Annotated in this window: 9 protein-coding genes; 8 read left to right on the forward strand and 1 reads right to left on the reverse strand. The window is 71.6% G+C overall.

Going from position 1 to position 13,673, the window contains the following annotated elements:
- The first annotated feature begins 7 nt into the window (after positions 1-7).
- Positions 8-2,011, forward strand: a complete 2,004-nt coding sequence (locus ABT061_RS34680; protein WP_350926033.1) for a sigma-70 family RNA polymerase sigma factor — start codon at positions 8-10, stop codon at positions 2,009-2,011.
- Positions 2,012-2,233: 222 nt separating this feature from the next.
- On the opposite strand, the gene ABT061_RS34685 is transcribed toward ABT061_RS34680, so the two are convergent.
- Positions 2,234-2,809 carry a GNAT family N-acetyltransferase gene (locus ABT061_RS34685; RefSeq protein WP_350926035.1) on the reverse strand — a complete coding sequence of 192 codons (576 nt, stop codon included), beginning with the start codon at positions 2,807-2,809 and terminating at the stop codon, positions 2,234-2,236.
- Positions 2,810-3,181: 372 nt separating this feature from the next.
- Here ABT061_RS34685 and ABT061_RS34690 point away from each other — a divergent pair, with 372 nt between their 5' ends.
- The 7 genes from ABT061_RS34690 to ABT061_RS34720 all read left to right on the forward strand — a co-directional run bounded on the left by ABT061_RS34690 (position 3,182) and on the right by ABT061_RS34720 (position 13,613).
- Entirely contained in the window at positions 3,182-3,688 is a 507-nt protein-coding gene (locus ABT061_RS34690; protein ID WP_350926037.1) for a hypothetical protein, read from the forward strand.
- Positions 3,688-5,088 carry a hypothetical protein gene (locus ABT061_RS34695; RefSeq protein WP_350926039.1) on the forward strand — a complete coding sequence of 467 codons (1,401 nt, stop codon included), beginning with the start codon at positions 3,688-3,690 and terminating at the stop codon, positions 5,086-5,088. The genes ABT061_RS34690 and ABT061_RS34695 overlap by 1 nt, the downstream gene beginning before the upstream one ends.
- Complete coding sequence (locus ABT061_RS34700) at positions 5,085-6,452, forward strand: vWA domain-containing protein (protein ID WP_350926041.1); 1,368 nt, start codon at positions 5,085-5,087, stop codon at positions 6,450-6,452. Before ABT061_RS34695 ends, ABT061_RS34700 begins: the two co-directional genes overlap by 4 nt.
- 12 nt (positions 6,453-6,464) lie before the next feature.
- Positions 6,465-7,580, forward strand: coding sequence for an ATP-binding protein (locus ABT061_RS34705; RefSeq protein ID WP_350926043.1), 1,116 nt, complete (start codon positions 6,465-6,467; stop codon positions 7,578-7,580).
- 82 nt (positions 7,581-7,662) lie between these two features.
- Positions 7,663-10,449: a DUF5682 family protein gene (locus ABT061_RS34710; protein WP_350926045.1), complete on the forward strand. Its 2,787-nt coding sequence runs from the start codon at positions 7,663-7,665 to the stop codon at positions 10,447-10,449.
- A 310-nt stretch (positions 10,450-10,759) separates the two neighbouring features.
- Positions 10,760-11,362: a hypothetical protein gene (locus ABT061_RS34715; protein ID WP_350926047.1), complete on the forward strand. Its 603-nt coding sequence runs from the start codon at positions 10,760-10,762 to the stop codon at positions 11,360-11,362.
- A gap of 889 nt (positions 11,363-12,251) precedes the next feature.
- On the forward strand, positions 12,252-13,613 hold the full coding sequence (locus ABT061_RS34720; protein WP_350926049.1) for a LuxR C-terminal-related transcriptional regulator: 1,362 nt from the start codon (positions 12,252-12,254) through the stop codon (positions 13,611-13,613).
- Positions 13,614-13,673 lie beyond the last annotated feature (60 nt).

Genomic DNA, 13,673 nt, shown 5'->3' on the forward strand with positions numbered 1-13,673 from the left:
GGGTGCTGTGATCGAGCCCGTGATGCCCCGGGACGCCCATCGTGCGGTCGACGAGGTCTGGAAGATGGAGTCGGCGAGGATCATCGCCGGGCTCGTCCGGATGCTGGGCGACGTGGGACTGGCCGAGGAGCTCGCGCAGGACGCGCTCCTCGCCGCCCTCGAACGGTGGCCTGACTCAGGCGTTCCGGATAATCCGGGTGCCTGGCTCATGGCCGTCGCCAAACGTCGCGCCATCGACCACCTGCGGCGCGGCGAGCGGCTCGAGCGCGGGCACGAGCAGCTCGCCCACGAGCTCGCCACCCGGCCGGACGGCACCGAGGCCGAGACCGACGCGGCACTCGACGACGAGGTGGGCGATGACGTCCTGCGCCTGATGTTCGTCTCCTGCCACCCGGCGCTGTCCGCCGAGTCCCGGGTGGCGTTGACGCTGCGGTTGCTCGGCGGCCTGCGCACCGACGAGATCGCGAGGGCCTTTCTCGTCTCCGAGCCGACCGTCGCGCAGCGCGTCGTCCGGGCCAAACGCACCCTCGCCGAACTCGGGGTCCCCTTCGAGGTCCCCACGGGGCCGGACCGGGCCGCGCGCCTGTCATCGGTCCTCGAGGTCATCTACCTGGTGTTCAACGAGGGGTACGCGGCGAGCGCCGGCGACGGCTGGACGCGCCAGGACCTCTGCCAGGAGGCGCTGCGCCTGGGCCGTCTGCTGGCCGGGCTCGCGCCCGGCGAGGCCGAGGTACACGGACTGGTCGCACTGATGGAGCTCCAGGCGTCCCGGCTGGCCGCCAGGACGGGGCCGTCGGGGGAGCCCGTCGCGCTGCACGAGCAGAACCGCGGACGCTGGGACCAGCTCCTCATCCGCCGCGGCTTCGCGGCACTGCTGCGTGCCAGGCAATCCGGCGGACCTCTCGGCCCGTACGTGCTGCAGGCCGCCATCGCGGTCTGTCACGCGCGGGCCCGTACGGCGGAGGAGACCGACTGGGCACAGATCGCCGCCCTCTACGAAACGCTCGTCCGGGTGCTGCCCACCCCGGTCGTGCAGCTCAACCGGGCGGTCGCGCTGGCCATGGCGTACGGTCCCGAGGCGGGGCTGGCACTCGTCGACACCCTGGTGGCCGAGCCGGCGCTCAAGGGCTACCACCGGGTGCCCAGCGTGCGTGGCGACCTGCTGGCCAGGCTCGGTCGCCACGAGGAGGCCCGGCGGGAGTTCGAACGGGCCGCGGCGCTCACTCTCAACGTGCCCGAACGCACGATACTGCTGGAACGCGCCGCGGCCTGCGCGGACGCCGTCACGCCGGGGAGCGCGGTCACCCTGGCCGAGGCCGCGGACGCCTTCCTCGCCCGTGAGGACCTGGACGCCGCGAGCCTCCGTTCCTACCGCCAGACCATGAGCCGGCTCCGTCGCGATCTCGGCGACGACATCCCGTTGCGGGACGTGACCGCCGGACAGGTCGCCGAGGTCTTCGCCACCGCCTGGGAGAGCGCCGCCGCCGCGACGTGGAACAGGCACCGGGGTGCCGTCCGATCCTTCTCCGCCTGGGCCGCGGACCGGGGCCGGCTGAGCGAAGACCTGGCCGCCGGGATCGGTCGCCGGCCCGAGCCCCGGTCGCGCACCCGCCCCATGGAGCCGCCACGCGTCGAGGCGCTGTGGGAGCGGCAGGACCTCGCCCCGCGCGAGCGCGCCCTGTGGCTGATGCTCCACGAGAGCGCGGCCGGGATCGGCTCGGTGCTCGCGCTCAACGTCGAGGACCTCGACCTGGCGGGGATGCGCGGCAGGGCGCCGGGGTCCCGCTGGATTCACTGGCGGTCGGGCACCGCCGAGCTCATCCCCCAGCTCATCGCGGGCCGTCGTCGCGGCCCGCTGTTCCTGTCCGAGCGCAGGCCCGGCCCCGGCCGTCGGCCCGCCCCCGGCGACCTGTGCCCCGAGACCGGCCGCCGCAGGCTCTCCTACGAACGGGCCGAATATCTGTTCAAGCAGGCCACCGGCCACACTCTCCATCAACTGCGGAGCAGATGAACCGTTTCGGCGCGCTTCGGCGCCATGCGCCCGATCAGGGATGCCGCTGATCCGGTGAGGTGATCGTGCCGGCGGCGGCGTTCGATCTTCTCGGTGTGGTAGCGGGCCTTGTCGGCTGCTTCTTCTCGACTGGCTCGACCTCGAATAACCCGTCCCCACCACGCATACCGCCATCATCCCGCACGAATGATCACGAAACGCGAGCGGGTCGTCTCCATGCTGTCATGCCTGGGGTCGCCGCTCCGGGCGGAGGTTCAGCATGTAGAAGACCTTGTCGAAGCGGCGGGCGCCGACGGCGACGAAGTCGGGCAGACGGCCGTATTCGCTGAAGCCCAGGGACCGGTAGAGGTGCAGGGCATTGCTGTTGTCGCCACGGGCGTCCAGGGTAAGGATCTCGATTCCCGCCCGCCTGGCGTCAGCGATCAAGCCGGTGGTGAGTGCCCGGCCGATGCCGCGCCCATGGGCGGCAGCATCCACCGCGATCTTCTCCAGATCGGCGTGCGGACGATGGGTCGGTCGCGCGTAGCGCAGCCAGTACCCCAGCCCGACCAGCCGACGGTCGACGTATGCGACACGCATGGCTGCATCACCGGCGTGCACCGCGGAGACGACGTGGTCGAGGAGCTCCGCCACCTCACCGGGCGAGGGAGGTTCAACCCAGCCAAGTGCGGCACCTCCACGGACCAGGTCCGCCAGGATCTGATGGGCCGACTCCGCAAACCGGGTCCAAAGGTCCGGATCGGACGTCAGCCCCGTCGGGTCAAGGATGACAGGCTCACCGGTTCCGCCGCTGGTCATGGCCGTATTCATGAGCAGCAGCCTAACCAGCCCGAGCCCCAGCAGAGACCCTCCACCCCAGCACCAGCCGTGACCGAGCCACGTTACCGACCCACGCTCCTCCCGCATGGTTTCAGCCGCCTGGCTGATACGGCGCAGTGCCGCCCGACGACCCGGGCGGCGCTGCGCGTCGAAGGCGTCAGCGTGCGGGGTCGCGGTTGAACGTGGTTTTCGTCCGGACCTGTCCGATGGCCGCCATCCAGTCGGCAGGTCCCGCGGTGGGCCGGAATCCGATCAGCATTCGCGCCGGTCCGCCAGGGCGTCGGATGGCCTGCCGTGATTGTGGTTCCTTCGCGGGAGTTCTGTCGGAGCGGTGAGATAGGTTCCCGGTTCATGATCGACTGTTTACCGGCCGGCACGGCCGTGTGGGAGCAGTGCGGCAGGGTGCCGGTGGTGCCACCGGCCCGGCCCCGCAAGCTGGCGAAGGTTCCCTTCGTCGAGCTGGCGGACGGCCGGCTGCAGGGCGTCGTGTCGAGCGGCTCGGACATCGGCCGCGTCTACGTCTCCTCCGTCACCGCGGCCACCCACACCTACAGCTGCAGTACCAACAACAACCGTCCGTGCGGTGGCCTGTCCGGTTCCTACCCGTGCAAGCATCTGCGGGCGCTGACCGCCGAGGCCGTGCTGCAGTACGGCCTCGACCGGGTGGCCCGTTACCTGCGGGCCGAGGTCTCCGAGGGGGCCGACCTGATCGACTGCCTGCGCGGCGGCCTTGGCCCCGCTCCCGCGGCCACCGTGTTCAGCCGTTTCCTGCGCCACCTGGCCTACCTGGAACTGCCCGACACCACCACGCCGATCCCCGAGCTTCACTGGTTCCCGGCCACGGGGGTGGTGCGCTGATGCTCGCCACACAGCTGACCCGGCTGCGGGGTGGCGAGCCGGCGGGCCTCGGGGAGGCGCTGGAGCTGGTGACCGGCTTCGACGAGGCTCTGGTGCACGGGCTGGCCCGGCTCTCCGAGCAGCACGCCGCGGCGCTGACCGCTCTGGCCGGCGCCTTCGCGCTCACCCCGATCGGCGAGGGGGCGGCGGAGGCCGCTGCCAAGGTCGTCTCCGGCTCGATCGCCGAGGAGCATCTGACGGTGCTGGCAGGCGGCCGGACCGCGCTGCTGGGCGCCGTGCACGACGCTCTGCTGGCCGAACTGGACGCGGCCCTGGGGCGCGAACGCGCCCCGTGGCAGGCAGCGCCGGAGCCCGAGGCGGACGGCGCGGGCAACCTGCTCGCCGCCGCCCGGTCCTGGCTGTGCGAGCTGGCCATCACCGGCTGGCGCGGCGTCGACCACGACCTCGTCTCGGCCTCGGACCAGACCATCGAGGCGCTGCTGGCCGTGCCGGAGCAGCGCAGGCCGGCGGTGCTGCTCGACGGCCTGGCGGCCGAGCTGCGCGCCTGCTGCCCGATCGGCACGATGGAGCGTCTGCCCGTACGGCGCTGGGCCGATCTGTGGACCCGGGCCCTGCTGCTGGCCAGAGCGGGCGGCCAGAGCGGCGAGCGCGTCGCGGCCGAGCGCCTGTCGGGGCGGCTGCTGATTCTCGGTGTCGACGTGCACGAGCACGCCACCGCCGTACAGATGCAGGTACACGGCGTGCTGGAGCCCGCCGGCGGCGGCCGGGCCCGGCTGGTGCGCACCAGCGTGGCCGCCGCCAAGGTGGACACCATCGTCGGCCCCGCCGTCTGGAAGCTGCCGCACCGCCATCCCCGGCTGCTGGGCGCGCTTGCCGAACGGCGCAGCCTGGAGATCACCGATGTGCCCGTGCTGGCCAGTGGTGACCTGGTGTGGGATGACGATCGGGCGCGGGCCGGTGAGCCGGTCGACGCCTTCGCGGTGGCCAGGGTCTCCCTCGCCGGGGCGCTCGCGCCGGCCGCACCGCCCCTGGACCGCCACCCGGTGCTCATCGCCGAGCCGGTGCTGGTGGCGGATTACCAGGTCACCCGTGACGGCTCGTTCGACCTGGGCGGCGCCGTGCTCGCCGTCGACACCGATGGACTGCCCGCCTGCGGCCCGCTCACGCCGAAGCTGGTGGCCGGATCCTCGGAGTGCATCGGGCTGATGCGCTGGGACGGCGGCCGCTGGCTGCTGCAGCCGCTCGCGGTGCGAGCCAAGGTCAAGCGCGAGACGGTCGAGGCGCACAGCGGCGACTGGGCCTTGGGGCCCACCGACCCCAAGGTGGTCAAGGCCGAGGCCAGAGCGGGGGACGCGGTCGCGGTGCTGCGCGAACGAGCCGGACGGTTGCTGAGACGATGAGCCGGCACAGCGAGAACATCACGGCGAGCGCCGAGCAGAACCGGCGTCAGGTGCTCTACTGGCGGCTGCTCGCCCGCCTCTTCGACAGCGACGAGCAGCCCGCGCTGGAGAGCGCGGGCGTGGCCATCGTCGACGATCTCGGACTGCCCGCGGCGTTGCTCGACCCCTCGGTGTCCGTGGACACCCTGGTGCAGCGTTTTCCCGAGCTGGCCGCGGAGTTCCAGGACCTGCTCGCCCTGAGGGAGCGACCGGGGGAGCAACCGGGGGAGCGGGAGGCCGGCCAGGAGGTGCGCAGGGCGGCTCTGGTATCGAAGCTGCTGCTCAACGTCTTCGCCACCGGGGCGGGCGAGGTCACCGCGACCCGGCTCGCGGCCTGGCAGCAGGACGCCGGCTGGTTCAAGCAGGCCCTGGGCTGTGCGGACGGCCGCCAGGCGGGCGGTGCGGGTGGTGATGCGGGCGGCGGCGTGAGTGACCGCGAGCTGGCCTCGGTGCTGGCCGGTCTGGAGGCCGACCTGGTCGGCCGCATGCGGTTGCGTGAGGTTCTGGCCGACCCGGTGCTGGCCAGGCAGCTCACACCGAGCATGTCGCTCATCGAGCAGCTGCTGCGTGACAAGGCCAACCTGTCGGGGGTGGCGCTGGCCAACGCCAAGGCGCTGATCCGCAGGTTCGTCGACGAGGTCGCCGAGGTGCTGCGCACGCAGGTCGAGAAGACCAGCGTGGGCGCCGTCGACCGCTCGGTGCCGCCCAAGCGGGTCTTTCGCAACCTCGACGTCGAGCGCACGATCTGGAAGAACCTCGTCAACTGGAACCCCGAGGACCAGCGGCTCTACGTCGACCAGCTCTACTACCGGCGCACCGCCAGGCGCACCACGCCGGCCCGGATGATCGTGGTCGTCGACCAGTCGGGATCGATGGTCGACGCGATGGTCAACTGCACCATCCTGGCGTCGATCTTCGCGGGGCTGCCCAAGGTGGACGTGCATCTGATCGCCTACGACACCCGCGCGCTCGACCTCACCCCGTGGGTGAACGATCCGTTCGAGGTGCTGCTCCGGACCCAGCTGGGTGGCGGCACCGACGGCACGGCCGCCCTGACCCTGGCCCAGCCGAAGGTCTCCGACCCGCGCAACACCGTGGTCGTGTGGATCTCGGATTTCTATGAATGGCAGTGCGAGGCCGTCTTCGCCGGACTGGAGGCGCTGCACCGCTCCGGCGTCCGGCTCATCCCGGTGGGTTCGGTGAGCAGCGGCGGCCAGCAGAGCGTCAATCCATGGTTCCGCCAGCGGCTCAAGGACCTGGGCACGCCGGTGATCTCCGGCCACATCCGCAAACTCGTGTTCGAGCTGAAGAACTTTCTCACCTAGGAGCCCCTACCGATGACCAATGAGATGTTGCGCGCGCCCGCCGAGGTGAAGTACGCCGAGGAGCTGGACTGGCTGGAGTCGGTCGACGACGGCCCCAAGCCCTTCTCCTGGCGGCTCAGCCCCCGCATGGTGCGACTGTTCGTGCTCGGTTCCGAGCGCTCCGACGGGCTGGAGCGGGAGATCTCGCAGAAGTGGTTCGGCGAGCGGAGTCTCGTCGAGCGCAGCATCGTGACGCTGGCCTCCGACCGCGGGCTGCTGCTCATCGGCGACCCCGGCACCGGCAAGAGCTGGCTGGCCGAGTTGCTCGCCGCCGCCATCTGCCGCAACTCCACCCTGGGCGTCCAGGGCACGGCGGGCACCACCGAGGACCACATCAAGTACTCCTGGAACGTCTCCATGGTGATCGCCAAGGGGCAGTCCCGCGAGTCGATGATCCCCTCGCCGATCATGACGGCGATGGAGCGGGGGGTGATCGGCCGTTTCGAGGAGCTGACCCGCTCGACCAGCGACGTGCAGGACGCCCTGATCTCGATCCTGTCGGAGAAGTACATCTCCATCCCCGAGCTCGACACCGACAACATCGTGTTCGCCAAGCCCGGGTTCTCCGTCATCGCCACGGCCAACAGCCGTGACCGGGGAGTGAACGACCTGTCCTCGGCTCTGAAGCGGCGGTTCAACTTTGTCAGGATCCCGGTCGTGACGAGCAAGGCCAGCGAGGCGGAGATCGTCCGCTTCCGCACCACCGAGCTGCTGCGCCGCCACCGCATCGAGCTGGACCTGCCGCCCACGCTGCTGGACATCCTGCTGCGGAGCTTCGCCGACCTGCGCGCCGCGGCGGCCTCGGCCACCAGCGAGGACGAGAAGCTGGAGTCGGCGCTGTCGACCGCCGAGCAGATCGGCGTGCTGGAGGACGCCATCCTGCACAGCAACTTCTTCGGTGACCGCACCCTGCGCGCCCAGACGCTGGGCGGCGCCCTGGTGGGCTCGCTGGCCAGGCGCGCTCCCGAGGACCTGGCCATCCTGAACAAGTACTGGCACGGGGTCGTCGAGCCGCGCAGCAAGAAGGAGGGCGGGGAGTGGACGGACTTCCTCGAAGGCGGTCGCCAGGCGATCTCCACGCTGTCGTGACCTCCTTCCCACGACCCGTGGCATCACGCCGAGTTTCCCGCCCAGAGCCAGAGCTCGGGGTCTCCACGCCCGAGGAGATGTGATGAGCACCTTCGCCGCCCTGCGCGAGCAGCTTCTGGATGCCGCCACCGCCTTTGCCGGCGGCCCGGACGCGCTGCCTGAGATCCTGGCGGGCCTGGTCGACGACGTCGACCGGGCGCTGCGCGAGGAGCTGGAGATATTCCCGGTGTGTCACCACTCACCGGCCTCCGCGCTGGCCATGACGCGGCGGCTGCGCGACAGGCAGCCCAAGGTCATCTACCTGGAGTTGTGTGAGGACCTGCGGCCGCTGCTGGAGGAGCTGCGCAACTGCCGGCTGCCGGTGGCGCTGCAGGCGTTCGCCACCGAGCTGGAGGGCTTTCCGCCCGGCTCCGGCCCGCTGAGCGTTGTGGCGCCGCTGACCGAGGCCTCGGCGGAGTACCAGGCCATCGCCTATGCGCTGGACACCCCGGGCGTCGAGCTGGTGCTGGTCGACCGCTCGGCCGACCATGTCTTCCAGTGGCTGCCCCGGGAGGAGGCCGGGCCGGTCACCGCCGAGCGCGACGGCGACCTGCACGGCGACGCCGTGGGTGTCGAGGTGGGTGACCTGAGGCCGCGTTTCGCCGAGCTGGAGGAGCACCTGCTGCGCCACGGCAAGGTCCGCCACTGGTCGGAGTGGTGGGACCAGTACGTCGAGCAGCCGCTGGCCGGCGCGGACTACGACACCTACCGGCAGGCCATGGCGCTGATCGGCAGCCTGTTCCGGCGGCTGGGGCCCGGTGGCGAGCGGCTGGCCGGTGACGAGGAACGCGAGCGCCACATGTGGACCCGGATCCGCGAGCACCTGGCCGTCTCCGGCGCCGACCCGGCGACCTGCCTGTACGTGTGCGGTGCCTTCCACGCCGTCAGCACGGTGCCCGAGTTCGGCCTGGCGGCCGACGCGCCGGCGTACACCATCACCCCTCCTACGGCCACGCGCTGGCTGTACGGGTTGATCCCCTCCAGCCACTCGGCGATCGAGGCCCAGTTCGGCCTGGCCCAGGGGTCGGTGTCGATCGCCGCGGCGACCTGGGCCAAGGCGGCGACGCGCGGCGGCCTCACGCCGTACCGGCTGCGGGGGCAGCGGGGCACCCGCTCGCGGACCGTGTCCCCCGCACGGGCCGCGGTGCCGGCCCCCGCAGGGCAGGTCACCGACCGGTTGTCGGGGTTCCTGGCCACGCCGCCCGTGCTGGACGGCCTGGACGAGGCCGAGCTGCGCGGCTGGTGTGTCGACATCGTGCGGCTGGCCCGCCGTAACGGCTACCTGGCCAGCACCGCCGACGCCATCGCGGTGTTCGAGACCTCGATCCTGCTCGCGGGGCTGCGCAACCGGGCCAGGCCGACGCCGTACGACTTCCAGGACGCGGCTGTCACGTGCATCGAGAAGGACGTGGTGCCGGGCCGTCGTGACATCCGCCGCCTGTGCGAGATCCTCCTGGGAGGCGACCGGATCGGCGAGGTCGGCTACGACGCGCTCCCGCCGCTGGCGCGCGACGTGTACGACCGGCTGGAACCGCTCGGGCTGGACCCGGGTAGGCGCACCCAGCAGCGGGCGCTGCTGGACCTGCGGGCCGATCCCGAACTGGTGCCATGCTCGGATTTGCTGTGGATACTGCGCCAGCTGCTGCCCGAGGGCGCGGTCCGGCCCATCATGGGGGCGCGCCGCCTGGGAGAGCGGCCGATCCAGGAGAGCTGGGACCTGGCGATCGGCCGCCACCAGCGGTCGATCATCGAACTGGGCTACGAGGGCGTCACCGTCGAGCAGGTGCTGGAACAGCGCCTGCGCCGCAAGGTGTGGGAGCCCCAGGCCGGTGCGGGGGTCGCTCTGGCGGCGGTGGAGGACGCCATCCTCTACCTGGGCGGCCGCCGCTTCGCCGACGAGCTCGGCAGCCGCGCGGTGGAGCTGCTGGCGGCCGAGCGCACCGTGGACGATGCCCCCGAGGTGCTGCGCCGGATCCGCCGGCTGCTGGCGCACTATCGGGCCACCCAGCCGGACCTGCCTGTCTGGTGCGAGGCGTTCGTCACGGCCGGTTACGCGCACTACTGCACGCTGCTGCCGACCGCCTTCGTGGACGAGGACACCGGAGTCCGCCAGGTCGGTGCCATGCTCGGTTTCCTGTTCTCCATGGAGGGGCTCGCGCTGTCGCTGGGCTGTGACCGGACCCAGCTGGAGCTGGCGGTGCGGCAGGCGCATCCGCAGGAGCCGGCCAAGATGGCGCTGCTGTGGGCGGCCCAGACCCAGCTGGGTCTGCTTTCGCAGGCCCAGCTGCGCGCCCGGTGTGACGAGCTGCTGGCCAACCCGCTCGTCATCCCCTCCTTCCCGCTCTATCTGAGCGGGTTCGTCCAGGCGCTCGAACCCGTTCCCGCCCTCGCGCCGTTCGTGGTCGAGGTGCTGTCCAAGGCCTTCGCCCGACTGCCCGACGAGGTCCTGCTGCCGTGGCTGCCGACGCTGATCACGACGCTGCGCCGGCACGCGCTGGAACTGGTCCCGGTGCTCGTGCGCGAGGCGGGCAGGACCTTCCCCGCCTCCCTGGCCGAGCTCGACGAGTGGGTCGCGCCATGGGAGAGGCCGGCCCGGCCCGTGGCGCCGGCCCGGCCGGCGTCCGCGCCGAGCGGGCCGGTGGCCGGCCTGCTGGCCGGGCACCCGCAGGCGTGCGACGCCGTGGCGGCACTGCTCGGCTGCGTGGGGGAGTGGCCGACGACCACCGAGGGCATCGCGGGCACGGAGGGCACGGTGGGCGCGGCAGTGGGTGAGCTGCTCACCCGGCATCCGGCGACGACCGGCGCGATCGCGGTGCTGCTCACCGGCTGATGACGGGCGAAGCCGCTCGTCAGCGTGCCGCGAGGGCGGGCGTGTCCCCGCCGGGGTTCACCCCCGGAGGGAGGGCGCTCGCCTCACCTGCGGCGATGACGGCTGCCAGGGCGCGGTGTGGTCGGGCGTTTGGCCTCGACGCAGTCCTTCCCCGTCTGGCGCCTCCGGGGTCCGGAGGGTCGAAAGTCCCATGGGAACGGGACCTCCGGGGCCTCGGCGCGAGCCGTACGGCACTGCCTCCGGGCTCTGGAAAACGATGTGATGAGGGTGCGACAGAAACCGGGAGACACCACAGAGAAGGGGAGCCGTCATGGCCACCACTCGCGGACGAGTTCACACCGGGCCGGTCATGAACGCCGCCCCCGTCACCCCCACCCCCGTCACCCCCACCCCCGTCACCCCCGTCACCGTCACCCCCGCCGCCGCGAGGCGCCCGGTCGACTACGTGTGGGCGATCGCCCGCATCGCCCTGGGCTGGGTGTTCCTGTGGGCGTTCCTGGACAAGACCTTCGGCTGGGGGTTCGCCACCCCCGCCGAGCGGGCGTGGATCGCCGGGGGCAGCCCCACCACCGGGTTCCTCAAGGGCACCGGGGAGAACGCGCTCGGCGGCCTGTTCGCCGGCCTGGCCGGGCAGGGCTGGGTGGACTGGCTGTTCATGCTCGGCCTGCTCGGCATCGGCGCGGCCCTCATCGTGGGGGCGGGTCTGCGGATCGCGGCCGCCACCGGCGGGCTGCTGATGGTCCTGATGTGGGCGGCCGAACTGCCGCTGACCACCAACCCCTTCATGGACGAGCACCTCGTCTACGCCGTCGTGCTGGCCGGCCTGGCGATGGCTCAGGCCGGTGACACCCTCGGTATCGGCAGGTGGTGGGGCGCCACCCCGCTGGTGCGGGAGCACCCCGTCCTGCGCTGACCGGCCACCTCGGTGAAAGACCCGCTCCCGGCAAGGGGGCGGGTCTTCCTGGTTTGACGCCGGCCGACATCCCCACCGAGCGGCCTTGAACCGGACTGCGATGGTGGCATCGGCACGGTCACCGGCCGCAGTCGCGACAGTCGGCCGGTCGGTGTCTCGTGCCCACGACCAGTCCTAACACTGGAAGGCCCCCTTCAGGTCACGTTCAGGCGAACGGTCGGAGAGTGCTTGGAGGGCCGGGCCGCGGAAACGCGTGCGGGGCGAGCGCGGCGGCAAGGCAGGCGACCGGGACCACGGGTAGGACGTAGCGGTGATCGAAGTCCAGGATGGCGACCGGACCGATGAGCGGTCGAGCATCCGTCCCACCAGGCGGAAATCTCAGGTCAAGTGCGGTTTCCAGGTCCGTTTCGGCGGCGCTCCCGGCGGCTTCGGGCCGGCTTGACGCCCCACTTGAGGCAATTGTATGGTTACTTAGTAGGAAATATAGGAAATGTGTGATGCGGAAGCCGCTCTGTGACGGCGCGGTCACGGATCTCGGCCCACGGACGACGGCGACGGCAGGGCCGAAGGAAGGGCGTCGATTCCTTGCGGCCGGTGCGGGACACGGAAAGCGCATCGATGACCACTGCTTTTTCTCCCGGCGGAGTGTCGCGTGGAATTAATGGAATATCCGGCTGAAGTCGATCAGCCGGAAAGGGTGCCCCTTCGAAAAGACGTGCGGAGCTCGGCGGTCCATGAACCGTCGCAGCCGCGCTCCATGTCGCCGGACTTCTCGCTGGAATTTCTCCGGAAACTCTTCGATGACGCGTGTTTCGACGAGAAGACGTCGGCACGGGTCGCGGACCTTCTCGACCAGTGGTCCGCGAGAAAGGCGACAGCCCCGCGGTCGGTGAGACGACTGCTGTGGCAGGGGCAGGTGGACGAGGCGCTCCTGGCGCTGCGGAAGCCGAAGGGGCCTGGCTCGCCGGCGCTTGGACCGTTCCGTGAGCTGAGCGACTGGGTCTTCTGCTGGTATCCGGGCCTCCAGGTCCGCGCGCCTCGCGGCGAGATCGAGGTGACCACCGGGCTGGAGGGCATGCGGGTGCTGTCGGCCTTCCTGGACGGACACGCCGACCAGCAGGCCGTCACCCGTGCCGAGCAGGTCCTGCGGCTGTGCCCGATGGGAGACGCGGCGCTGGAGCCGCTCACCGCCGCGCTCGCCACCCTGGTCTACGCCGACCGGGCGGACCTGGCCGGCCGGTGGTGTGAGCCGCTGCTCGAACAGACCACGACCCACTGCGCCCCGACCTGGCAGGGGATGTTCGCAGCGGTCCGGGCCGAGACCGCGATCCGCCAGGGCCGGCTCCAAGAGGCGGAGCGGTGCGCCCACGCGGCGCTCACCCACATGCCGACGGCCGCGTGGGGGGTGGGGCTCGGCCTCCCGCTGGCCAGCATGGTGGCCGCCAAGGTCGGGATGGGCAAGTACGAGGACGCCGCACGCTATCTGGCGGTCCCGGTCCCCGAAGCCATGTTCCAGACTCCGGCCGGGCTGCACTACCTGTCCGCCCGGGGTGGTTGTCACCTGGCGACCGGCGCCGCGCAGGCCGCCCTCACCGACTTTCTGACCTGCGGAGACCTCATGCGGCAGTGGGGGCGCGACCTGCCGGGGATCGTCGCCTGGCGGCTCGGCGCCGCCCGGGCGCACCTGGAGCTGGGCCGGACCGGCGAGGCCAGGACGCTCATCGACGACCAGCTCGCCCTGCTGGGGCCCGCCCCGACCCGTACCAGGGGCATCGCGACACGCCTGCGGGCGGCGACGGTCGCCCTCGAGGCGCGCCCGGCCGTTCTGGAGGAGGCGGTGGAGGTCCTGCAGATCTCCCACGACCAGCTCGAGCTGGCCCTGGCGCTCGCGGAGCTCGGCCGCGCCCACTCCCGTCTCGGGCGGTCCCACCGGGCCAGGACCGTCGAGCGCAGGGCCCGCCACATCGCGAGGTCCTGCGGTGCGGAGCCGCTGATCGACGCGCTCTCGCAGAGCCCGCCGCGACCGGGCACTCCGGGCGCGCCGGACGGTGCCGTCCCCGCGGACCCCGGCGATGTGGGACTGAGCGACGCCGAGCGCAGGGTCGCCACCCTGGCGTCCCAGGGATACACCAACCGGCAGATCTCCGGGAAGCTCTATGTCACGGTCAGCACGGTCGAGCAGCATCTGACCCATATCTATCGTAAACTCGGTGTTTCCCGCAGGGTTGATCTCCCGGCTCTTCTCGATTAGCGGCCCCTGTTTTAGGGGTCGCTAGGGGTACTCCATTGTCGGCCGAATAGCGAGGCTTGG

Origin of the sequence: Streptosporangium sp. NPDC002544, assembly GCF_040295965.1 — a bacterium.
Classification (GTDB): domain Bacteria; phylum Actinomycetota; class Actinomycetes; order Streptosporangiales; family Streptosporangiaceae; genus Streptosporangium.

Excerpts from the sequence above, each read along its gene's own strand:
- ABT061_RS34690 (WP_350926037.1), top strand. The coding sequence starts at position 3,182 with ATGATCGACTGTTTACCGGCCGGCACGGCCGTGTGGGAGCAGTGCGGC.
- ABT061_RS34715 (WP_350926047.1), top strand. The coding sequence starts at position 10,760 with ATGGCCACCACTCGCGGACGAGTTCACACCGGGCCGGTCATGAACGCC.
- ABT061_RS34710 (WP_350926045.1), top strand. The coding sequence starts at position 7,663 with ATGAGCACCTTCGCCGCCCTGCGCGAGCAGCTTCTGGATGCCGCCACC.
- ABT061_RS34695 (WP_350926039.1), top strand. The coding sequence starts at position 3,688 with ATGCTCGCCACACAGCTGACCCGGCTGCGGGGTGGCGAGCCGGCGGGC.
- ABT061_RS34700 (WP_350926041.1), top strand. The coding sequence starts at position 5,085 with ATGAGCCGGCACAGCGAGAACATCACGGCGAGCGCCGAGCAGAACCGG.
- ABT061_RS34705 (WP_350926043.1), top strand. The coding sequence starts at position 6,465 with ATGACCAATGAGATGTTGCGCGCGCCCGCCGAGGTGAAGTACGCCGAG.
- ABT061_RS34685 (WP_350926035.1), bottom strand. The coding sequence starts at position 2,809 with ATGACCAGCGGCGGAACCGGTGAGCCTGTCATCCTTGACCCGACGGGG.